This is a genomic window from Streptomyces sp. LMG1-1-1.1 (assembly GCF_040815545.1).
Taxonomy (GTDB): domain Bacteria; phylum Actinomycetota; class Actinomycetes; order Streptomycetales; family Streptomycetaceae; genus Streptomyces.
In genome coordinates, this window is the sequence record NZ_JBFPNH010000049.1 from 15989 (window position 1) to 36981 (window position 20993).

Sequence of the window (20993 nt, forward strand, 5' to 3'; positions counted from 1 at the left end):
ACGGTCAGACCTCCGCCGACCCGGCGGAGGGCGCGGCCGCGACCAGGTCGGGGCGCAGCGAGGCCGCGCCGTGCAGGTAGACGTGCGCGGCCGCGGCCCGCGGCCGGGCGGAATGGGTGTGGATCAGCACGCGTACCGCGCGCGGACTGCCGCCCGGCACGTCGATCTCGCTCGCACACATCAGCGGCACGTCCACGAACCCCATCTCCCGGGCGGCGCGGGCCGGATACGCGGCGGTGAGGTCCGGGCTGGCGGTGAACCAGATGCTGATCAGGTCGGCCGGGTCGAGCGCGTTGCGCGTGACGAGTTCTCGGAGCAGCTCCGTCGTGGCCCGCACGATCTCGTGCGGATCGTTCGACGCCGCCTGGGTGGCACCGCGCAGAGCCAGCACCCGGGACGCGGGTGGCGCTGCCGTCGGGCCCACGGGCTCGACGTCGGGGTGTCCGTTCACTTCACGATGTCCGTTCACTTCTTCTCCGGAGATGCCGACGGGCGGATCGAACAGGCGCGGGACGCGGTGTCATCCTGATCGGACCCGTGCGCCCCCGTCATCCACCGACGGAGGACCCGACCGGCCGCCGCGGCCCGCGTGCGCGGAAGGAGGAGCGCCGTGCACCGGCGAAGGAGGCCTCCACCATCGGCCGATGCCCGGGCACGGCACGTGCCGGGAGCATGGCGGCCATGGGTTCAACGCTTGCGCAAAAGGTCTGGGCCGACCACACGGTCCTCAAGGGCGAAGCAGGGGGAGACGACCTGCTCTACGTCGATCTCCACCTGCTCCACGAGGTGAACACACCGGCGGCGTTCGACGGCCTGCGGGCGGCCGGACGCACCGTGCGGCGCCCCGAGCTGACGGTGAGCACCGAGGACCACAACGTGCCCACCACCTCCCCCCTCGACGGTTTCGACGACCCCGCGGGCCGCCGGCAGTCCGTCCAGCTCCGGGACAACTCCGACGCCTTCGGGATCCCGATGTACCGGCGAGGAGATGCGGAGCACGGCATCGTGCACGTCGTCGGTCCGGAGCAGGGCCTGGTCCGGCCCGGTATGACGGCCGTGTGCTGCGACTCGCACACCACCACCCTGGGCGCCTTCGGAGCCATCGCGTTCGGCATCGGCACCAGCCAGGTGGAGCACGTACTCGCCACGCAGACGCTGTGGACGCGTCGGCCCAAGGACATGGCCGTCAACGTCACGGGCGCGCTCCCGGCGGGCACGACGGCGAAGGACCTGGTGATGGCGCTGATCGCGGCCATCGGCACCGGCGGCGGCCAGGGGCACATCATCGAGTACCGGGGTCCGGCCGTCGAGGCGCTGTCGATGGAAGGGCGCATGACCCTGTGCAACATGTCGGTGGAGGCCGGGTCCAAGGCGGGGCTCGTCGCCCCCGACGAGACGACCTTCGCCTATCTGCGCACCCGTCCCGGAATGCCCCGGGGAGCGGAGTGGGACGCCGAGGTCGCGTACTGGACATCCCTGCGCACCGACCCGGACGCGCGGTTCGACAAGGAGGTGACCCTCGACGCCTCGGCGATCCGGCCGTACGTCTCCTGGGGAACCAATCCGTCACAGAGCCTGCCCCTCGACGGCCGCGTGCCGAGCCCGGCCGACTTCGACACCGCCACGCAGCGCGCCGCGGCCGAACGCGCCCTCGACTACATGGACCTGAAGCCCGGCAGCCGCCTGACCGACATCGGCATCGACACCGTGTTCGTGGGCTCCTGCACCAACGGCCGCATCGAGGACCTGCGCGCCGCGGCCGACGTGCTGCGTGGCCGCCAGGTCGCCGACGGGGTGCGCATGCTCGTCGTACCCGGCTCCGCCGCGGTGCACCGGCAGGCCGTGGACGAGGGGCTCGACCAGGTCTTCACCGGTGCCGGCGCGGACTTCCGCCCCATCGCCGGCTGCTCCATGTGCTGCGGTCTCAACGAGGACCGGCTGCGGTCCGGACAGCGCGCCGTGTCGACCAGCAACCGCAACTTCGAGGGCCGGCAGGGCAAGGGGTCGCGCACGCACATCGCCTCCCCGGCGGTGGCCGCGGCCAGCGCCGTCGCCGGCCGGATCACCGCCCCCACCGACCTGTGAGGCCACGCACCGCAATGGAACAGTTCACCGTGCACGTCGGTACGGCCCTGCCGCTCCGCCGCAGCAATGTCGACACCGACCAGATCATCCCCGCCCGCTTCGTCCCCTACTTCAGCCCGACCGGCCAGGGCAACGGCCTGTTCGGGGACTGGCGGGACGACCCGGCGTTCCCCTCGAACCTGCCCCAGTACCAGGGCGCGACCGTCCTCGTGGCGGGCAACGAGTTCGCCACCGGCTCCTCCCGGGAGTCCGCCGTCTGGGCTCTGCAGAAGTCCGGGATCCGGGTCGTGATCGCCGCGAGCTTCGGTGACATCTTCCGCGAGAACGCCCTCATGCGCGGCCTGCTGCCCGTCGTGCTGCCCCCGGACGCCGTGGAGCGGCTGTGGGAGCTGACCGAGGCGGACCCGACCACGCCGGTCACCGTGGACCTCGAGCAGCGCCAGGTCCGGTTCGCCGACCGGACCGAGACCTTCGAGATCCACGAAGGTGCTCGCGACCGGCTGCTGCGCGGCGCGGACACCATCAGCGACACCCTGCGCCACGAGGCGGAGATCAGCGCGCACGAGCGACGGCGCCGCCCGCTCCTGCCCACGACGACGAGGAGCGGCCGATGACCCGGCGCCCTGCCCTGCTGGTGCTCGACCTCATCAACGAGATCGCCCACCCCGACGGGAAGTACAACGACGTCTGCCTCGACCAGATCGAGAGCAGAGGCGTCCTCGGCCACGCCCGCCGCGCCATCGACCACGCCCGTGAACGAGGCATACCGGTCGTCTACGTGGTCGTCGGCTTCTCGCCGGGGCTCCCGGACTGGTCGCCGGTGTCGCCGCTGTTCACCGAGGCGGCCGACGGCGACCGGCTGATCCTGGGGACCTGGGGCACCGAGGTGCACGACTCCCTCAAGCCCGAGGCCCATGACCCGGTCATCGCCAAGCGCCGGATCAACCCGTTCCTCGGGACGCACCTCGAACTGACCCTGCGTTCCCTCGGCGTGGACACGCTGCTGCTGACCGGGGTGACCACCGACCTCGTCATCCTGTCCACCGCCCGCGAGGCCCACGACCTGGACTTCCACGTGGAGGTCCTGGAGGACGCCACCGCCACGTCGAGTCCGGAACTGCACGAGGCGGCGCTCACCCTGCTGCGCCGCACCGCCGAAGTCACCACGGTGGACGCGGCGTTGGGGCGGGTCCGGGCCGCCGACGACAACGTGACCGAAGAGAAGGAGTGACACCGATGCAGCCGTTCTACCTCATGACCGACCGGGAGAAGGACGAACTGTACGGGGTTCTCGAGACCATCGACACCAACCCGTACGACGACTACCACGCCTTCTCCGCCGCCGTACGGCGGGCGACGGCGGGCAACGTCCCCGACTCGCTGCTCCAGGCCGCCGAGCAGATCCGGACGGAGCGGGCGGCGGGCGTCTCCGACACGCACGTGCTCCGCAACTGCCCCGTGGACAAGGACCTTCCCGAGCTCGGGCACGACGACCCGCAGGCGGACAAGTACGCCCACAAGCTGACCTTCGTCGGCGAGGGCTTCCTCGAGCTCGTGGCGCAGCTGACCCGCACCCCGGTGATGGCGTACGCGACCCGCTTCAACGGCGACTTCTTCACCGACGTGTACTCCATCAGCAAGTACCACGGGAAGCAGACCGGATACAGCGACGGCGAGCTCGTCTACCACAACGACCGCACCGCCCACCCCGTGCGCGCCGACTACATCAGCCTGCTGGGCATGCGCTGCCCGGTGCAGGAATACACCTGCACGAGCCTCGTCGAGGCCCGCACACTGCGCGCCGGACTCTCCGAGGACACCCTTCGCGTCCTGGGAGAGGCGCACTTCGTCACCCCCTTCGACGTGGTTTCCCGGGACAACAACAGCAGCCTGACCCTCTCGGAGAAGCACGCGATCTTCCAGGGCGACTACGGCATCCGCTACCTGGACACGCACACCACGGTCGCGCCGGACGCTCCGGGCGAGGCCAAGGACGCCCTGATCGAGCTGAAGAACGCGCTCACCCGCGCGGAGAAGAAGCGGCACCGCATCCTCGAGGGCGACCTGCTGGTCTTCGCCAACCAGAACGGGCTGCACAGCCGCGAGCTGATCGAGGTCAACGACCCCGAACGGTCGCGCTCGCGCTGGCTCCTGAAGACGTACACCCTGCGCAGCCAGGCCGTCGCGGACGGCTTCGCGGACCGCTGGGTGGAGGGTGTGGCCGGCCGGGTCGGCGACTGACCACCGGGCGGACCGCAGGATCCGAGGGGCAGGTGCGCGGGAGGTGTTCCCGCGCACCTGCCCCTCGCGTGTACGGGGCCGCTGTCAGCCGGTCAGCCGGTCAGTAGGCTGGTACGTCGATAGGCCAGTCGGCCAGTCGGCCAGTGGGTCAGTCGGTCACGCGCCAGGCGACGCCCCGGCCCGCCCCGAGCTCGCGGGAGAGCAGGGTCGCCACATCGCGTACGGCGATGGCGTGACGCTGCCGGTTCGCTTTGGACAGGAGCCGCTCGACGGGGCCGAGGATGCCGATCGCGCCCGCCGGTTCGCCGGAGCGGTCGAACACCGGCGAGGCGATGCAGGCCTCGCCGAGGGTGCTCTCCTGGTCCTCCAGCGCGTAACCGGTCTGCCGGATCGCCTCCAACTGGTCTGCCAGCACCACCGGGTCCACCACGCTGTGCCCGGTCAGCCGGGCGAGATCGCCGTCCAGCAGTTCGCGCTGTCGTTGCGACGGAAGGAAGGACACGAGCGACTTGCCGAGTGCGGAGGTGTTCCACGGAACGCTGGCGCCGACGTCCGGGATCTGCACCCCGCTGCGGGGCCGGAAGGCGTGGTGCACGACGAGTACGTGCCGGTCGTCGTCGAGCACCGCCACCCACACCGCCTCGCTGGTGCGCTCGGCCAGGGTGTTCGCCCACGCGACCGAGTGGGACCGCAGTTCCTGCGTCTCCAGATACGAGTTGCCGAGGCGAAGCAGTGCCATCCCCAGGAGGTACTTGCTCGTCCCCTTCTCCTGCCTGACCAGCCCTTCGGCCTCCAGGGTCTGCAGCAGGGCGTGCACGGTCGGCTTGGAGACTCCGATCCGCTCGGCGAGCTCGGTGACACCCAGGCGGGGACCGTGTGTCGCCAGTTCCCTCAGGATGCGTGCGGCACGCTGAACGGACTGCACCATGCTTCAACTCGCAATCAGTATGGCGGAACGCCGTTCAGAATAGTGTCGCGCCGTGACGCACCTGCTGACCGATCGACGGGCGAAGTTTACGCCCTGAAGGCGCGGAAGGGGAGATTACGGCCGAGGGATGATCAACCGCGGAGTACCAACCGCGGACTGCCGGACGGAGTGCTCGGGCCGGGGCCTCGACCGGCAGACGCGGGCGGACGGCGATGCGGGCGGCGAAGCGCGTGGCGCGCCCCTCCACCGCGGACGAGTGCGCGGACGGCGCTGCGGGCGGCGCGCCCCTCGGCCGCCGGACCATGGCCGGAAGCTTCGGAGCCCGCCGCCCGCGGCGACCGGAAGGGCTGTCGATCGGATGTCGGCGACGTCACCCGGCCCGGACGGCGTCGGCACGGCGCCCGGTGACCGCGGCCAGCACGGATGCCGACAGGAACGCCACCGCGGCGATGACCGCCGACACGTGCAGCCCGCCGATCATCCCGTCCGTCGTGCCGACGAGCGTGCCGAAGAGGGCGACGCCCATCGCGCTGCCCACCTGACGGGACACGTTGAACACCGCCGACGCGGTGCCGGCCTTCTCCGCGGGGCTCGCCTCCATGACGGCCACGGTCGCCGCCACCACGGTGACCGGTGTCGCGAGGCCCGTCGCCATGAGCGCGAAGAGGAGTACGGGGTACGGGGTGTCGGGGCCGGCCGCCAACCAGCCCAGGAAACCGACGCTCCCGAGCAGCAGCGCCCCCGCCATCGGGACGTACGGACCGAAGCGGGCGGTCAGGCGGCTCGACAGCGGCGCCGCGAGGAAGCCCATGCAGACCGACGGCAGCAGGGCGAACCCGGTGCTCAGCGCGCTGAGTTCACGCTCCTGCTGGAAGTACAGCGTGGCGACGAAGAGCAGCCCGTAGTAACCGAAGCTGAGCAGCAGGCCGATGATGTTCGTGGCCGTGAGCCTGACCTCGCGGAAGAGCGACGGCGGCAGCAGCGGCCGCCTGCCCTCCGGCCTCACCGCCGCGTGCGCCTCCAGGCGCAGTTCGACGAAGACGAAGGCCGTCAGGCACACGACGCCACCCGCGAACATCGCCAGCACCTCAGGCGACGACCAGCCCGCGGACCCCGCCTCGTTGAGCGCACCGGCCACGCCGAGCAGCCCGAGCACCCCCAGCAGCAGACCGGCCGGATCCATCCGGCCGGGCCGGTCCTTGCGGCCCGGGGCCGGCACGTGGCGCAGGGTGAGCAGCACCGCCACCGCGGCCACGGGCAGGTTCACCCAGAACACCGCGCGCCAGTCGAACCCCGCGACCAGCATCCCGCCGACCGCGGGTCCGGCGCCGAAGGCGACCGCGGACACGAGCCCCCAGTAGCCGACCGCCCGGGCACGCTGGGCCCGGTCGGGGTAGGCCGCCTGCAACAGGGCGAACGACGCGGGAACCAGCAGAGCGGCCCCGGCACCCTGGGCCAGCCGGGCGGCGATGAGGACGCCCGCCGAGGGCGCCAGCGCGCAGCCCACGGACGCGGCGGCGAAGACCCCCAGTCCGGAGAGGAACAGCGTCCGGTGTCCGAAGCGGTCACCGAGCCCGCCGCCGACCAGGAGCAGCCCGGCGAAGAAGGCGCTGTACCCGTCGACGATCCACTGCAGGTCCGACGCGCCGGCGTCGAGCGAGTCCTGGATGGCGGGCACGGCCACGTTCACGACCGTGACGTCGAGCATCACCAGGAAGTAGCCGAGGCTCAGCGCGATGAGCGGCGGAAGGGAAAGGGAAGGGCGCTCGGCCGGCGGTCCGGCGGGCGCACCGGGTGCGAGCGCGGGGGAGGGCGAGGGATCAGTGGACGTCATGCGATCCAGTCTCGGGTCGCAACATTTAGTCGCCCGTCAAAGTGTGATCGGACTACGCTTGCCGCATGGCAAGGACGACGACCGGTCGACGCCGGAACCAGGACCAGGTACACCACCAGCCCGACATCGCCCGGGCCGCCCATCTGATCGCCGACCCCTCCCGCGCCCGCATGCTGAAGGCGCTCAGCGACGGCCGCGCCCTGGCCGCCGGACTGCTCGCCACCGAGGCGGGGGTGAGCGCCGCGACGGCGAGCGTCCACCTGGGCAAGCTCGTGGAGGCGCGGCTGGTCGTCATGGAAAGCGCCGGCCGGTGCCGCTACTACCGCTTGGCCAACCCCGACGTCAGCGTCGCCCTGGAGGCGCTGGCCGTCATCGCACCGCCCCTTCCGGTCACGTCGCTGCGCGAGAGCAGCACCGCCGGCGCCCTGCGCCGCTCCCGCACCTGCTACGACCACCTCGCCGGCCGACTCGGCGTGAGCCTCCTGGAGTGCCTGCTCAGGGACGGCCTGCTCGCCGGGCACGACGGCAGCCACCGCCCCGAGAAGGCGGTGCGCGACGGCGTGTCCGGATACGGGCACGACATCGACTACCACCTCACGGGCACCGGCCGGGACACCCTGGCCCGGTTCGGAGTCGACCTCGACCGGCTGCCGGCCCGCCGCCCCCCGATCCGGTACTGCGTGGACTGGAGCGAGCAGCGACACCACCTCGCGGGCGCGGTCGGCGCCGCGCTCACCGCGCGGCTCTTCGAGCTCCGCTGGCTGCGCTACGGCTCCAGCCCCCGCGTCGTCCACGTCACCGAGGACGGCACCGACGGCCTGGCCCGCACCTTCGGCCTGCGGCCCGCGGACTGACGGGCACGCCGACTGACCGGCACATCGCGACCGCCGGGACATGGACCGCCCCGGAAATGGACCGCCCCGGGAAATGGACCGCCCCGGACATGGGCCGACCGTCAGATCCACCGACCGGGAACGGGCACCGCCCCGGAACGTGGACCGCCCCGGAACGTGGTTCTCGACCGATCGGTGTACTCCTCCGGAGGAGCGGACCCCGGAGCTTCCTCTGATGAGCGATGACGTGCGGCCTCCTTGCGCCGAGCCTGGGTCGGGCCGAAGAACCACCGCACGACGCCGGCCCGCGGAACACGCACACCGGCAGAACCAGAGGGAGAACACCGACGTGCCCACTACGCCGAACCGCACGGACCGCAGAGTCACGGTGCTGCGCGACCTGCTGTCCCCCGAGGCGCTGGACTCCGTCGAGTGGCGGCGCTGGCACGAGCCGGGCCGTACCGGCACGGCGATCCACGCCCTGTACGAGACCGACGACGACCGCCCGGCGACGGCCCAGCTCATCCGGTTCGATCCCGGAGCCCATGGAGACCTCCACGAGCACCTGGGGTACGAGCTGATGTTCGTCCTTCAGGGGGAGTTGGTCAACGACAACGGCGACCGGTACGGAGTCGGCGACCTCGTCATCGAGGAGCCGGGTAGCGTCCACCGCATCAGCACGGAGACCGGGTGCACCCTGCTCGGCATCCGTGAGGCCCCGGTCGTACCGACGAACTGAAGAGGACCGGCGTGAACCTCCACAGGCCCAGCGGATCCTGGCAGTCCCTGCCCGCGGCACAGCAGCCCGAGTACCCCGACCCGGACGCCTTGCGTGAGGTCATCGCCGACCTCCGGTCGTATCCCCCGCTCGTCTTCGCCGGCGAGGCCGACCAGCTGCGCGCCCGCATGGCGGCCGTCGCCAAGGGGGAGGCGTTCCTCCTCCAAGGCGGCGACTGCGCGGAAGCCTTCGACGCCGTGTCGGCCGACGACATCCGCGACAAGCTCAAGACCCTCCTCCAGATGGGCGTCGTGCTCACCTACGCGGCCTCGGTGCCGGTGGTGAAGGTCGGCCGGATCGCCGGCCAGTACTCCAAGCCACGCTCCAGCCCGACCGAGACCCGCGACGGGGTGACCTTGCCCAGCTACCGGGGCGACTCGGTCAACGGCCAGGCCTTCACCGAGGCGGCCCGGACGCCCGATCCGGAGCGCCTGAAGCGGATGTACCACGCCTCCGCCTCGACGCTGAACCTGGTGCGCGCCTTCACCACCGGCGGCTACGCCGACCTGCGCCAGGTCCACGCCTGGAACCAGGACTTCGTGAAGTCGTCCCCCTCGGGCCGGCGCTACGAGGCGCTCGCCCGCGAGATCGACAACGCGCTGACCTTCATGCAGGCCTGCGGTGCCGACCCGGAAGAGTTCAGGACGGTCGAGTTCTTCTCCTCCCACGAGGCACTGCTGCTCGACTACGAGTCCGCCCTCACCCGCGTGGACTCCCGCACCGGGCGCCTGTACGACGTGTCGGCCCACATGGTCTGGATCGGTGAACGCACACGCCAACTGGACGGCGCACATGTGGAGTTCGCCTCGAAGATCAGCAACCCGATCGGGGTGAAGCTCGGCCCGACCACCACGGCCGACGAGGCACTGACCCTGCTCGACCGCCTCGACCCGGACCGCGAGCCGGGCCGGCTGACCTTCGTCGTCCGCTTGGGCGCCGACAAGGTCCGCGACAAACTCCCCGAGCTGGTCGAGAAGGTCACCGCATCGGGTGCGGTCGTCGCCTGGGTCACCGACCCGATGCACGGCAACACCTACGAGGCCGCCTCCGGCCACAAGACACGCCGCTTCGACGACGTCCTCGACGAGGTCAAGGGCTTCTTCGAGGTCCACAACGAGCTCGGCACCCACCCGGGCGGCATCCACGTCGAACTCACCGGCGACGACGTCACCGAGTGCGTCGGCGGCGGCGACGAGATCCTCGTCGACCACCTCCACCAGCGCTACGAGACGGCCTGCGACCCGCGCCTCAACCGCAGCCAGTCCCTTGACCTCGCCTTCCTCGTCGCCCAGATGTACCGGGAACACGCACGAGGCTTCTGAACCCCGCGTGGCCGCACCGACGCGACATCGGTGCGGCCACGCGCGCGCGTATCGACGACGGTATCGACGACGGCACGGGCGCCGTACGGCGACCTGACCGTTTCCCCATGGCCTGCCGCGAGTACGCGAGCCAGTGCCGAGTACGGACGTGAGCGCCGGTGCGGTGCACGCGGCCGCCTCGATGTCGTTGCTTCAGCAGATGCCGTACGGCGAGCGAGGCACCATGGCGGAGACGCCACGACGCACCGGTCCAGCGGCTTCACCGACACCCAGTGGCTACAAGTCGGCCTCGGCACTTTCACGTCCATCAGCCAGATCACCCTCGGCTGGGAGGCCGTTACGCCAAGGCCTTCCGGATCGAGGTGTCGAACGACGCACCCGGCTCGGTCCGGCGCACGGGCACACGCGGCTGCCGCAGCCGCAGCGGCGATAGAGGCCTCATGACCTCCCCTGATTTCCTACGGCGCGTACGGGACCGGTCTGATTAGGATCTTCGGCATGGCAACAAGACTCGTGCAGATCAACATGAAGGCCCAGGACGACGCGGCGCTCGGACAGTTCTGGGCAGACGCGCTCGGGTGGGGTGTCGACAGCGAGGGGCCCGGTGTGACCAACCTCGAACCCGTCGGCTTCTCCTACCCCGACCCGGCGGCCGTCTGCATCGACATCGTGGCCGGCCCGGAACCGAAAACGGTGAAGAACCGGGTGCACCTCGATCTGGCCACCACCTCGACCACCCATCAGGCGGAGCTGGTCGCGCGCTTGAAGGACCTGGGTGCCACGCTCGCCGACGTGGGGCAGGGTGACGCCCCCTGGACGGTCATGGCCGATCCGGAGGGCAACGAGTTCTGCGTCCTGGAGCCCCGCCCGATCTACCAGGACACCGGGCCGATCGCCGCGGTGGTGGTCGACTGCGCCGACCCCCGAGCGATGGCCCGGTTCTGGGGTGAGGCGATGGACTGGACGCGGCACGAGGTCACCGACGACCACGCGACCATGCGATCCGCCCAAGGCGTCGGCCCGTACCTCGAGTTCATCCGCACCCCCGACACGAAGACCGTGTGGAACCGCGTCCACCTCGACGTCAGGCCCTACCCCGGCGACGACCTGGCAGCAGAAGCAGACCGACTGCGCGCCCTGGGCGCCACCGACCCCGGCATCGACCAGTCCGAGATCCCGTGGACGGTCCTGGCCGACCCGGAAGGCAACGAGTTCTGCATTCTCACTCCTCGCTGACCTCGATCCTGGCGCGGAGCGTTCGTTCCTTGACACGAGTGGCCGGAACGACGTGGCCCGTACACTTCCGGACGTGACCACTGTTGCCCTGGCCATCACCGACGGCATGCTGCATCTCGAACTGTCCTTGGCGATAGAGGTATTCGGCGCCGACCTCACCCACATAGTCGACCCCTGGTACGACTTCGCGCTCTGCGGTCCGAGCGCCGTCCAGGTCGGCCGATTCAGGGTGGACCCCGACCACGGGCTCGACTACCTCCGGCGAGCCGACACGGTGATCGTCCCCGGCTGGGCCGACGTCGACCAGGACCCGCCGGTCGAGCTGGTCGACGCCGTACGGGCGGCCCACGAGGCGGGGGCCCGCGTGGCCTCCCTGTGCACGGGGGCCTTCGTCCTCGCGGCCGCCGGCCTCCTGGACGGCCGACGTGCGACCACGCACTGGGCGCACACCGACGAGCTGAGCAGACGCCACCCCCAGGTCACCGTGGATCCCGACATCCTCTACGTCGACAACGGCAGCGTGCTCACCTCCGCGGGCAAGGCCGCCGCCATGGACCTCTGCCTCCACCTGGTGCGCCTCGACCACGGCTCGGCCATCGCCAACACCATCGCCCGTCGCCTGGTCGTCCCTCCGCACCGCGAAGGAGGCCAGGCCCAGTTCGTCACCACCCCCGTGCCCGCCCCCGGCAACCATCCGCTGGCCGACCTGTTCCCCTGGGTCCTGCAGCGCCTCGACCGAGCCCTCACCGTGGAGGACCTGGCCCGTCAGGCCGGCATGAGCTCCCGCCACCTCGCCCGCCACTTCAAGTCGGTCACCGGCACCACCCCTCTCCAGTGGCTGCTCACCCAACGCATCCGTCACGCGCAGGAACTCCTCGAAACCAGCGACGACACCGTCGACACCATCGCCACATCCACCGGCATGGGCACCGCCACCACCCTGCGCCGCCACTTCGCCCGCACCGTCGGCGTGCCCCCGGACGCCTACCGCCGCACCTTCCGCCCTCGAACCCGGCCCGCCCTCCCGGCGTCGGCGAACAGTCGGTCGCTCCCGCCGAGGACGACGGGGGCGAGGTGATTCCGGCGGTCGTCCCTCACGACTGACCTCCCGCAGCGATGAACTCCGTCAGTGCCGGGGCGAGCAGCTGGGGGTCGTGTGGTCCGGGTTCGCGGCCCCGCCGGCGAGGGTCGCGCACAGGTAGCTCACCCACGACGACACCAACATCTCTAATCCCAACCGTCACGTGCGGTTGAGTTTCCTGAGCTGATCGGGGCGATCAAGATCGTCCTGGGTGTAGCCGCCGAATCTCCTTACGCTCCGGCGAAACGGGAGAAAGATGCGCGGTACCACCATGAACGAAGTCGAGCGGCCGTACGACGGCTGCGGAAAGTGCCTGCTCGGAGTCCGCCGGCTGTCGCGGGTCAAGGCTGCCACGACCTCGCCCGAGCGGCAGCGGGAAGATGTGCTGACGGCTGCCGCGGCCGTCGGCGGTCACGTCATCGACTGGGCGGACGACTGGGAGGTGTCCGGTGCCACCGACCCGATGACCCGCCCGAAGCTCGGTCCGTGGCTCCGCGATGAGCGAGGCAAGTACGACGGGCTCGTCGTCGCAGCCGTCGACCGGCTCGGCCGCAACGTGGTCGACTGCTTGAACACCGTCTACAAGATGCGCGACGAAGGCAAGCTCCTCGTCTCCTACGGACACGAGGGCGTGTGGAACCTCGACGACCCGAACGACGAGAACCGCTTCACGATGGAGGCCTGGGGCGCGCAGATGGAGTTGCGTGCCATCCAGCGGCGCAACCGTGACGCCACCAAGAAGGTACGCGCGGCCGGCCGGCCCAAGGGCAAGCCTTCCTACGGCTTCCGGTATGTCCGCACCGTGCCCAACGGCCGGGTCGAGCGTGTGGAGCTGCATCCTCACGCGGCCGAGGTCCTGCGAACCGTCGCCAGCCGCATCCTGGCCGACCCTGAGAACGTGTCGTCCAGCAGCGAGGCCGCTCGCCTCAACCGGCTCGGGGAGCTGGCGCCGGTCGACCACCTCGCCGTCATGTACGGCAAGCCGGCGGGTGGCCGACCCTGGTATCCCACGAGTCTGCGCAACATGCTGCTGTCCGAGGCGGCCATGGGCTACCTCGTCCACCAGGGCAAGCCTGTCATCGACCGGTCAGGGAAACCGGTGCGTCTGTGCGCGGGGCTGTGGAACCGCACCACGCACAACGCAGTGAAGGAGGTCCTCCGCGCTCGTGACACCCCGTTCCGGGGCCGCAAGTCCAACCGGTCGTACCTTCTGACGGAAGTGGCCGTGTGCGGCCAGTGCCACAACCGTCTCTCCACCCAGACATCCGCCGATGCCCCACCTCGCTACGCCTGCACCGCCCGGAACAAGGGCTGGAAGAACGCACAGCACTGCCGCCCGGCTCCCAACATGCGTGTCGCCAACTTGGACGCCCTGGTCGAGGCATGGCTCCTGGAGAAGTTCGGGCACGGCGCGATCATGGAGACGGTCTACGACTCCGGCAACGGCGTCGCCGACCGCATCGCCGAGGTCGAGGCCAGCCGACAGCGGCTGCGCAGCGACCGCGAGGCCGGCCTCTACGACACTCCCGACGATGCTCAGTGGTATCGCGAGCGATACAGCGAGCTCTCCCGCGAGTTCCGGGAGCTGGAGAACGAACCCCAGCGCCCGCCCGGCATGGTTCAGTGCCCCACCGGAGAGACCGTGGCGGACCGGTGGACGAACGCTCCCGACGTCCAGGCCCGCAAAGAGATACTCCTGGACTTCCGTGTCAGGGTGACCGTATACCCCGCCTCGGCTCCTGTCCGATGGGTCCCCGGACTCCTGCACGGCCCGGACCGAGATCCACAGCAACACGGCGACCGGACACCCAAGCTCTGAGGACTCCGATACCAGAGGATCACGGCGCCGCCAAGACGGGCCCGTTGGTGCCCGCTCGGCCTGAAAGCCAGGCGAACTCCAGGAGCAACTCATGGCACATGCCACACCTTCTCCCTCAGGCTCTCTCATGGCGCCTGCAGGCCTGGGGCCATGGGACGGTAGTCGGACCGGCTGGGCCGTCGTCATGAACGACGGCCCAGCCGCCGAGGACTTGGCGACGCATCTGGGGGAAAGGTCGCGGCTCAGCCCCGGGCCGGTGCAGCGGGCTTCGAAGTTCTGCTGGACACGGATTCCATTGAGGTGGAGCTGTGCGAACCCGTACCGAAGAGGGGGCTGAAGCCGACCGGCACACTTCCGCTGCGGCTCGCTCACGCCAGGAACCTCGGGGCGTTCGAGCTAGCCTCGACCCACTGGGAGGTTGGCAAGGGGGTGCGCAGGTTGATGGAGGAGGGATCGGATCGACCCCTGCCGGCGCGTTTCGTCCTGAACATTGCCACCAGGGTGATCACTACGCGGTCGGGCACGATGATCAGGTATGTGCAACCGCAGCTCGCGCTTCAATGCGGTGATCGTGGCTGGCATGATCGCGGCGCTGGGGAGCGGGCAGGGGCACCTGACGGGTACCCCTACTCTTCGAACGGTAGTGGGGCGGAGACCGGATCGGCCGTGTCGGGCGTGGTGAGCCAGGCTCCGCCCCCCACCGCTCAGGGGACGAGTACGAGGCGGACCGGGTCTCCGATCTTCAAGTCCAAGATCTGACTATTTGGCGTCGCCGCAGGTCAGGGGCATCATGCGCCCCCCTCAGGTCAGCAAACGGTCAGCATGCGTCCGCATGCTGTCCCGGCTTGCTGACCTTCGACCCGCAGCAGGCGCCTGAGCATGATTCTTGGGCTGGATCGGATGGTTCGCGACATGGCCCGACAGCTCGCCCGAGGCATGGGTTCCTTCCTCAAGGACTGCGACTGCACCAAGCCCACCCGCTGCCCTCACCCGTACTCGATCCGTTTCCGCGACGCGCTCGGCAAGCAGCGCGAGGAGTCCGGATACGACACGCAGGACGATGCGATCGAGCGTCTCACGCAGTTGTATGCGGAGAAGAAGGCCACGGCGCCGTCGGTGGCGGCCGCCCGCCGTGAGCTGGGCCAGCTGACGGTCGAGGAGTACGCGAAGCAGTGGCGGCCCCGGCAGCGCAGGATGACGGACTACTCCACGGGGGAGCACGTCGACAGCTCGATCAACGTCCACATCGTCCCGCGCCTGGGAGCGCGGAAGCTGAACTCGGTCACCCCGATGGTGGTCGAACGCTTCCTGGATGCGATGGAGAACGACGGAGTCGGAGGACCTGGCGCTGGAGATCGTGATGATGGCGGGGTGCGGCCTTCGGAATGGTGAGGCGCGGGCGGTGAACGCCAACAACGTCGTGGCGCAGGACGTCTACCGGGTACGGGAGCAGATCCACTCCAACACGCTGAAGCCGGCGAAGCTGAAGCACCGCAAGGCGGGGGAATTCCGGGAGGTGCCTCTGCCGCGGTCGGTGCGGGAGGCGATCGAGCGGTACGTGGAGAAGCACGGCACCACGAAGGACGGTTACCTCCTACGTGGCCCGGGCGGCTACTTCACTGAAGGCATGGAACGGCGGCGAGTGAGGAAGCTCTTCACGGACCTCCCGTCGGAGCAGGGCATCGGGATGTATGGCTTCCGGTACTACTTCGCCTCGAACGCCCTCGGCAACGGCATCCCCATCACGGACGTCGCGGAGTGGATGGGGCACAAGCCCATCGAGGAGACGTACCGCACGTACCGGCACCTGATGCCGGGCAGCATCACCAAGGCCGCCCGGACCCTGGACGCCGGCCTCTGGGAAGCCGCTTGATTTTCCCGTTCTCAGGGAACAGCAGGTTCTTTGTTTGCTGGTGGTACGCGCCTCGTGCGGCTGCTGGCCAGCGGAAACGGCTGCGATTCGGCCAGGCTGCAGGCGGCTGGTCCGTGTATGGCCCGGATCTTGGTCGGCCTCGTCCCTGGCCCCGAAGAGCGACCGCCATGCGGGAGTAGTTCGCACCGATGGACGACAGCCGCTCAGCCTCGCCCCCGTGGCGGACACCGTCCTGGCACTGGCCGACAACGGAGCCGACCCCCGTGGTTGCGTACCCGTATCGTGGGCGAGCACAGCAGCCCGTTCCGTGCCTGACGCCCACTCAGAAGTGCTGGAGGGGAAGGAGTTCGGACGCCCACGGCCGGGTTCGACGCGTGGATACCGGAAGCTGCCGCCTGGGGGTGAGGTGCTTCCGGAGCGGGCCCCGCCGCATGCCGCCCTTCCCCCGGCGCCATGCGGCAGGCACGCCCGCACACAACGCCGTGTTCCCCGGCCTCGTCGACCGCGACTGGGCGCTGTCCGTACTGGACGCCGCGGATGGCGAATCGGCCCTGCGGAAGGAGATCGAGGACGTCGAGCGAGCGCTCTGCGTGTCCACCGCCATCACGGACGTGCACGCCGCCCTCATCGCCGCCCGCCATCACCTGCCCGGCACGGGTACCCTCGACGACTCTGTGTTCGTCTCCGGCTGAACGGTTCGGCCGCAAGTAGGCGCTACCGGCTTCAAGCAGGCAGAGGCGAGGGGATGCGTGTGGTTCGGGGGCACGCTCCGGCCCGAGGACGGTCGGTACGGCGTGGACCGACCGCGGACGGTCGGTACGGCGTGGACCGACCGCGGACGGCGCCCCGGCGACAGCTGCCCGGTGACGTCACCCGTTTGGACGGGAAGGGGTGCCGATGCGCTTGGTGCGGCAGAGGCTGGGCCCATGGCCGCCAAGCTGATCATCTACCCGCCCGACCAGCAGGGATGGCGCCGTGTCCGCTACGACGGCGTCGCCATCGGAGTGGCCCACCGCCCGGCCGATGTCCGAGCTTTCCTCGTGGCTGCCGGGATGGAGAACGCCGAGGACGTCGACCTCACCGACCCCGACTTCGTGGAGTGGCGCGGGGCCGGCCCCGAGGCGTGGGAACCGTTTCCCTGACCTGCCTCCCCGTTCAGGTGGAGGCTTCTCGCGGGCTGCCGCACCCGAGGCTGAGCAGGTGATCCCAGGCCGACCGTGGACGGCCGTGCGGCGACCGGAGGAGTAGAGCGGTGACTGAGACGGTACCGATGGTCGTGTTCGCGAACTTCCTCTCGGACTTGGCGGTGGTCTCCACGAGGGGCAGGTCCTGGCGACGTGGGCCCAGCAGGCGCCTCGGAAGGCGTGGCAGCTTCGGCCGGGGGACGTGTTCGTCACGCCGGTGCCGTTGAGCCGGGAGTTCTTGCGGTACGTGTACGACCTGACGGCGGTGCCCCCGGAATCGGTGGCCGTCGTCGAGGTGCCTCCCGCCGGAGCCGTTCCGTTGGGGCGGGCGGTGCGCGAGGCCGGCCTCGAAGAGCACGTCCGGGCGCTCGCCGGTGACAGGGGTGCGGCGCTGCTGCCGACGGCGTTGGACGCGTCGGCGATCGCGTTTGCCCGGGACATCGGCATCGCGGTGCACGCTTACCTGACGGTCGGGGCCGCCGAGGTGGCGCTGCGGATGACCACGCTGCTCAACACAAAGACCGGCTTCCGCGCGATGGCCGGGCAACTGGGCATGCGGCTGCCCGCGGGGCGGACGTGCCGGCGCCCAGAGGCCGAAAGTGTGGCGCACGATCTCCTGGAGCACCACGAGCGTGTCGTCCTGAAGCCCGACCGTTCGGCCGGAGGACACGGGATGCGCTTCGTGTCCCGCGAGGATCTGAGGGGCGAGGCGAACCTGCTGCTCGATACGGTCGGCGGGCCCGAAGGCCTGTGGGTGGTGGAGGAGTGCCTTGAGGTGGCAGAGTCGGTGAGTATCCAGATGGAGGTGGCTGCCTCCGGGGCACGCGCGCTCTTCAGCGGTGCGATGCGCACGGTTCGGGCTCCTTCACGGGATACTCCTCTCCGCTGCCGCCGTCCTGCGCGCACGTGGCCGGCGAGTTGGAGGAGTGGGGGACGGGCCTCGGCCGCCACCTGGCCGACCACGGCTACGCCGGGCCTTTCGGACTCGGCGCGCTGGTGGACACGGCCGGCGTCGCGTACGCGAGTGAGAGCAACATCCGCCGTACGGCCACCACCACACCGCACGCAATGGTCACCCGGCTGACCGAGGGATCCGCCACCGCACACCCGGCGTGGTCGGTGGCGAAGCGCTGGACCCGCAGCCCCCTGGACTTCGAAGGAGCCCTTGCCCTGCTGCGTGCGTCCCACCTCGCGTTCGACCCGGATCGCGGCGAGGGCGTGGTGCTGTACGCGGACGCCCCGGCCGACGGCCGTTCCTGGCGGTACGCGGTGATTGCCAGGAGCGCCGGGGACGTCGAGGAGCAGGAAACCGCCTTGGCCGAGGTCCTCGAATTCGAGGACGGCTGACCCCACCAAGAGGCCGGTCCCGGCACCCAGAGGGGTGCCGGGACCGGCCTCGTACCGGAGCGGGATCAGGCGGGGCGGCCGCCGAAGGGAGCGCCGCTGCCGTAGTACGTGCTCAGCTCCTCCCGGTATCCGGCGTCGCCGAGGTGCTTGTCCCGGTGGAACTCGGGGGCGTTCTTGATCTGTTCCTTGGTGCGGTCGACGAAGACCTTCTGGTCCTCCGTGTCGACCTTGACGACCGTGCCGGCCGGTAGCAGGACCTCCTTGCCGAAGATCCATACGCCGGTGTCCACCACGAGATAGGCGTCACCGACCTCGTCGGAGTGCTTGTCGACCTTGCCGATGCTGCCGTCGGTCGCCTCGACCTTGTAGGCGGTCAGATCGGTACCGGCCAGACGGCCCGCGGTCGGCTGGTAGCTCCACACATGCTCAGTCACGCGAAAAACAACTCCTCCGGTCAACGGGAGACGGTGGAATAGCGAACTCTCCACCGATCATCCTTGTTCCGTACGTCGTGTGAGGCGGTTGTGCTGCGTTCCGCCTGCACTCCGCCTTCCCGGCCATTGCGGCTTCACGCACCCGGATCGAAATGTGGGGCCGAGTGGCCGTCGATCATGAGAATCGAGCAGGTGCCCGCTACGGCGCTTCGTGATACGGCTACCAGCGATACCAGCGGCCGCTACCGTCCTTGGGGCGGGCGACGAAACCGATCAGCCACAGGATCAGGATTGCGATAGCCACCCACCAAAGAATCTTCACCGCGAAACCCGCGCCGAAGAGGAGAAGGACCAGCAGAAGAACGAGAAGCAGGGGAACCATAGTTATCAACCTCCAAGGCGCCGTGTGCCCCGACACGATCAGGGCATGTCTGCGATTCCCGCTTGTTTCTTGTTCTGCTGGCTGGGGAGGAGATTCTGCCTGCATTCCGCGGCGAAGCCGTGTGGGGCCGATGTGAGGATGTCGCAGCCCAGGATCGGGTCCCGGATCTCCGGCGTCCATGATGTCCAGCGACCCGCACCTCCCGCTTCGATTTCCCGGGCGTCTCTCTTTTGCCTTGGCTGATCCGGCTCACCGGCCTGCGGTGCTCAACGCTTGAGTGCCCGTTCCAGCTGCTGCTTGTTCATGTGGGAGCGGCCTTCGATGCCCTGCGCCCTCGCTTCCTGGCGCAGTTCCTGCAGTGTGTGTCGGGAGGATCCATTCGTGCTCCGACTATTGCCGTTCGGGTGGAGGACGACCTTGGTCCAGCCGTCGTCGCGGTTGTCGAAGTGCTCGTACGCCGATGAGGCCTCGTCGAGACCGAGTTCGTGGGAGACGAGGAAGCTCGGCTCGGCCCTGCCGCCGGCGATCAGGTCGCGCAGGGCCCGGTTGTAGCGCTTGACCGGCGCCTGGCCGGTGCCGATCCTCTGTCCCTTGAACCAGAGCATGCCGAAGTCCAGCGGTACCTTCCCCTGGGCTTCGAGCTCGCCCTGTGCCTCGGCTCCGCCCGGGTCCTCGGGCAGGAACACACCGACCACGCCGATGCCACCGGTGAACCGGACCGAGTCGATGAGCCCGTTCATGGTCAGGGTCGCGTCCTCCTCGCCCTGTGAGTCGTGGGCCTGGTAGCCGACGCATTCGCAGCCGTTGTCCGCGCCCAGTCCCAGGGTCGCGTCCTTGACGACCTCAGCCGGGTCCTGCTCGGCGGTGTTGATGGCGATGGCGCCGATCTCCTCGGCAAGACGGAGCCGATCGGGCTGGTGGTCGGCGACCCATACGCGGCCGGCGCCCTTGAGGATGGCGGAGTAGGCGGCCATGAGGCCGACGGGACCCGCTCCGTAGACGACCGTCTGGTCTCCGGGCTCGACGCCCGCCATTTCGGTGGCGTGGTAGCCGGTGGGGAAGATGTCGGCCAGCATCACGTAGTCGAGCTGCCGCTCGGCGGCGTCCTCACCCAGGCGCAGGGCGTTGAAGTCGCCGTACGGAACGCGCAGCAGTTCCGCCTGGCCGCCTTGGTACGGGCCCATCTCGGCGAAGCCGTAGGCGGCGCCGGCCATGTCCGGCTTGGGCTGCATGGTCAGGCAGTAGTTGGTCAGACCCTGTTCGCACTGCTTGCAGAAGCCGCAGGCGATGTTGAAGGGCAGAACCACCCAGTCGCCGACCTGGACCTTGCTGACGGCCTTGCCGACATCGACGACCTGTCCGAGGTTCTCGTGGCCGAAGGTCCGGCCCGTTTCGAAGGAGGTTCGGCCCTCGTACATGTGCAGGTCTGAGCCGCATATGTTGGTGGTGGTGATCTTCACCAGGATGTCGCACGGGTGCTCGATCTTCGCGTCGGGGACGTCCTTGACCGTCACCGTCCGCGGTCCTTCGTACACTGCCGCTTTCATGGCTCATCCTTGTCGGCGCCACCCTTCGCCGGGCCGTCCGCGGCGGGTGGGGCCTCTTCGTGAGTGTTG

General features: G+C 69.8%; 22 protein-coding genes. 16 read left to right on the forward strand and 6 right to left on the reverse strand.

Annotated features, from left to right (window positions below):
• Positions 1-4 precede the first annotated feature (4 nt).
• Positions 5-451, reverse strand: a complete 447-nt coding sequence (aroH, locus tag MRBLMG1_RS27145; protein ID WP_367826752.1) for a chorismate mutase — start codon at positions 449-451, stop codon at positions 5-7.
• 230 nt (positions 452-681) lie between these two features.
• Here aroH and leuC point away from each other — a divergent pair, with 230 nt between their 5' ends.
• The 4 genes from leuC to MRBLMG1_RS27165 are packed head-to-tail and all read left to right on the forward strand — an operon-like array spanning position 682 to position 4326.
• Positions 682-2085 (forward strand): 3-isopropylmalate dehydratase large subunit, encoded by a 1404-nt coding sequence (gene leuC / locus MRBLMG1_RS27150; RefSeq protein ID WP_367826753.1) that lies wholly within the window; start codon positions 682-684, stop codon positions 2083-2085.
• Positions 2086-2099: 14 nt separating this feature from the next.
• Positions 2100-2699: a 3-isopropylmalate dehydratase small subunit gene (gene leuD, locus MRBLMG1_RS27155; RefSeq protein ID WP_367826754.1), complete on the forward strand. Its 600-nt coding sequence runs from the start codon at positions 2100-2102 to the stop codon at positions 2697-2699.
• Complete coding sequence (locus MRBLMG1_RS27160) at positions 2696-3316, forward strand: cysteine hydrolase family protein (RefSeq protein WP_367826755.1); 621 nt, start codon at positions 2696-2698, stop codon at positions 3314-3316. The genes leuD and MRBLMG1_RS27160 overlap by 4 nt, the downstream gene beginning before the upstream one ends.
• Positions 3317-3321: 5 nt before the next feature.
• Complete coding sequence (locus MRBLMG1_RS27165; RefSeq protein WP_367826756.1) at positions 3322-4326, forward strand: TauD/TfdA family dioxygenase; 1005 nt, start codon at positions 3322-3324, stop codon at positions 4324-4326.
• Between the two features lie 148 nt (positions 4327-4474).
• Here MRBLMG1_RS27165 and MRBLMG1_RS27170 read toward each other — a convergent pair whose 3' ends face one another.
• Together MRBLMG1_RS27170 and MRBLMG1_RS27175 are read right to left on the reverse strand one after the other, a co-directional pair.
• The gene (locus MRBLMG1_RS27170) at positions 4475-5254 is read right to left on the reverse strand and encodes an IclR family transcriptional regulator (protein ID WP_367826757.1); all 780 of its coding nucleotides are present in this window, start codon (positions 5252-5254) and stop codon (positions 4475-4477) included.
• Between the two features lie 370 nt (positions 5255-5624).
• Positions 5625-7088 carry an MFS transporter gene (locus tag MRBLMG1_RS27175; RefSeq protein ID WP_367826758.1) on the reverse strand — a complete coding sequence of 488 codons (1464 nt, stop codon included), beginning with the start codon at positions 7086-7088 and terminating at the stop codon, positions 5625-5627.
• 65 nt (positions 7089-7153) lie between these two features.
• Here MRBLMG1_RS27175 and MRBLMG1_RS27180 point away from each other — a divergent pair, with 65 nt between their 5' ends.
• From MRBLMG1_RS27180 to MRBLMG1_RS27235, 12 genes are all read left to right on the forward strand, one after another.
• Positions 7154-7942 (forward strand): ArsR/SmtB family transcription factor, encoded by a 789-nt coding sequence (locus MRBLMG1_RS27180; protein WP_367826759.1) that lies wholly within the window; start codon positions 7154-7156, stop codon positions 7940-7942.
• A 328-nt stretch (positions 7943-8270) separates the two neighbouring features.
• Positions 8271-8660, forward strand: coding sequence for a cupin domain-containing protein (locus MRBLMG1_RS27185; protein ID WP_367826760.1), 390 nt, complete (start codon positions 8271-8273; stop codon positions 8658-8660).
• 11 nt (positions 8661-8671) lie between these two features.
• Positions 8672-10021, forward strand: coding sequence for a class II 3-deoxy-7-phosphoheptulonate synthase (locus tag MRBLMG1_RS27190; protein WP_367826761.1), 1350 nt, complete (start codon positions 8672-8674; stop codon positions 10019-10021).
• A gap of 498 nt (positions 10022-10519) precedes the next feature.
• Positions 10520-11257, forward strand: a complete 738-nt coding sequence (locus tag MRBLMG1_RS27195) for a VOC family protein (RefSeq protein ID WP_367826762.1) — start codon at positions 10520-10522, stop codon at positions 11255-11257.
• Between the two features lie 73 nt (positions 11258-11330).
• The gene (locus MRBLMG1_RS27200) at positions 11331-12335 is read left to right on the forward strand and encodes a helix-turn-helix domain-containing protein (RefSeq protein ID WP_367826763.1); all 1005 of its coding nucleotides are present in this window, start codon (positions 11331-11333) and stop codon (positions 12333-12335) included.
• A gap of 274 nt (positions 12336-12609) precedes the next feature.
• Positions 12610-14157 carry a recombinase family protein gene (locus tag MRBLMG1_RS27205; protein WP_367826764.1) on the forward strand — a complete coding sequence of 516 codons (1548 nt, stop codon included), beginning with the start codon at positions 12610-12612 and terminating at the stop codon, positions 14155-14157.
• Between the two features lie 912 nt (positions 14158-15069).
• The gene (locus MRBLMG1_RS27210; protein WP_367826765.1) at positions 15070-15549 is read left to right on the forward strand and encodes a hypothetical protein; all 480 of its coding nucleotides are present in this window, start codon (positions 15070-15072) and stop codon (positions 15547-15549) included.
• A gap of 10 nt (positions 15550-15559) precedes the next feature.
• The gene (locus MRBLMG1_RS27215; protein WP_367826766.1) at positions 15560-16030 is read left to right on the forward strand and encodes a tyrosine-type recombinase/integrase; all 471 of its coding nucleotides are present in this window, start codon (positions 15560-15562) and stop codon (positions 16028-16030) included.
• Positions 16031-16461: 431 nt separating this feature from the next.
• A complete protein-coding gene (locus tag MRBLMG1_RS27220) occupies positions 16462-16722 on the forward strand; it encodes a DUF5133 domain-containing protein (RefSeq protein ID WP_367826767.1) in 261 nt (86 codons plus the stop codon).
• Positions 16723-16956: 234 nt separating this feature from the next.
• Positions 16957-17172: a hypothetical protein gene (locus tag MRBLMG1_RS27225; RefSeq protein ID WP_367826768.1), complete on the forward strand. Its 216-nt coding sequence runs from the start codon at positions 16957-16959 to the stop codon at positions 17170-17172.
• A gap of 187 nt (positions 17173-17359) precedes the next feature.
• Complete coding sequence (locus MRBLMG1_RS27230; RefSeq protein WP_367826779.1) at positions 17360-18298, forward strand: hypothetical protein; 939 nt, start codon at positions 17360-17362, stop codon at positions 18296-18298.
• A complete protein-coding gene (locus tag MRBLMG1_RS27235) occupies positions 18283-18561 on the forward strand; it encodes a peptide ligase PGM1-related protein (RefSeq protein ID WP_367826769.1) in 279 nt (92 codons plus the stop codon). Before MRBLMG1_RS27230 ends, MRBLMG1_RS27235 begins: the two co-directional genes overlap by 16 nt.
• Positions 18562-18626: 65 nt before the next feature.
• Here MRBLMG1_RS27235 and MRBLMG1_RS27240 read toward each other — a convergent pair whose 3' ends face one another.
• The 3 genes from MRBLMG1_RS27240 to MRBLMG1_RS27250 form a co-directional block, all read right to left on the reverse strand.
• Positions 18627-18995 (reverse strand): PRC-barrel domain-containing protein, encoded by a 369-nt coding sequence (locus MRBLMG1_RS27240; RefSeq protein ID WP_367826770.1) that lies wholly within the window; start codon positions 18993-18995, stop codon positions 18627-18629.
• A 220-nt stretch (positions 18996-19215) separates the two neighbouring features.
• Positions 19216-19377, reverse strand: coding sequence for a hydrophobic protein (locus MRBLMG1_RS27245; RefSeq protein WP_367826771.1), 162 nt, complete (start codon positions 19375-19377; stop codon positions 19216-19218).
• Between the two features lie 266 nt (positions 19378-19643).
• Positions 19644-20924 carry an alcohol dehydrogenase catalytic domain-containing protein gene (locus tag MRBLMG1_RS27250; RefSeq protein ID WP_367826772.1) on the reverse strand — a complete coding sequence of 427 codons (1281 nt, stop codon included), beginning with the start codon at positions 20922-20924 and terminating at the stop codon, positions 19644-19646.
• Positions 20925-20993: the final 69 nt, after the last annotated feature.

Bases quoted from the DNA above. Each gene is read 5' to 3' on its own strand.
- leuD (WP_367826754.1), top strand. From the start codon at position 2,100: ATGGAACAGTTCACCGTGCACGTCGGTACGGCCCTGCCGCTCCGCCGC.
- MRBLMG1_RS27175 (WP_367826758.1), bottom strand. From the start codon at position 7,088: ATGACGTCCACTGATCCCTCGCCCTCCCCCGCGCTCGCACCCGGTGCG.
- MRBLMG1_RS27170 (WP_367826757.1), bottom strand. From the start codon at position 5,254: ATGGTGCAGTCCGTTCAGCGTGCCGCACGCATCCTGAGGGAACTGGCG.
- MRBLMG1_RS27210 (WP_367826765.1), top strand. From the start codon at position 15,070: ATGGCCCGACAGCTCGCCCGAGGCATGGGTTCCTTCCTCAAGGACTGC.
- MRBLMG1_RS27245 (WP_367826771.1), bottom strand. From the start codon at position 19,377: ATGGTTCCCCTGCTTCTCGTTCTTCTGCTGGTCCTTCTCCTCTTCGGC.
- MRBLMG1_RS27160 (WP_367826755.1), top strand. From the start codon at position 2,696: ATGACCCGGCGCCCTGCCCTGCTGGTGCTCGACCTCATCAACGAGATC.
- MRBLMG1_RS27180 (WP_367826759.1), top strand. From the start codon at position 7,154: ATGGCAAGGACGACGACCGGTCGACGCCGGAACCAGGACCAGGTACAC.
- leuC (WP_367826753.1), top strand. From the start codon at position 682: ATGGGTTCAACGCTTGCGCAAAAGGTCTGGGCCGACCACACGGTCCTC.
- MRBLMG1_RS27205 (WP_367826764.1), top strand. From the start codon at position 12,610: ATGAACGAAGTCGAGCGGCCGTACGACGGCTGCGGAAAGTGCCTGCTC.
- MRBLMG1_RS27195 (WP_367826762.1), top strand. From the start codon at position 10,520: ATGGCAACAAGACTCGTGCAGATCAACATGAAGGCCCAGGACGACGCG.
- MRBLMG1_RS27225 (WP_367826768.1), top strand. From the start codon at position 16,957: ATGGCCGCCAAGCTGATCATCTACCCGCCCGACCAGCAGGGATGGCGC.
- MRBLMG1_RS27235 (WP_367826769.1), top strand. From the start codon at position 18,283: ATGGTCACCCGGCTGACCGAGGGATCCGCCACCGCACACCCGGCGTGG.
- MRBLMG1_RS27165 (WP_367826756.1), top strand. From the start codon at position 3,322: ATGCAGCCGTTCTACCTCATGACCGACCGGGAGAAGGACGAACTGTAC.
- MRBLMG1_RS27250 (WP_367826772.1), bottom strand. From the start codon at position 20,924: ATGAAAGCGGCAGTGTACGAAGGACCGCGGACGGTGACGGTCAAGGAC.
- MRBLMG1_RS27220 (WP_367826767.1), top strand. From the start codon at position 16,462: ATGCCGCCCTTCCCCCGGCGCCATGCGGCAGGCACGCCCGCACACAAC.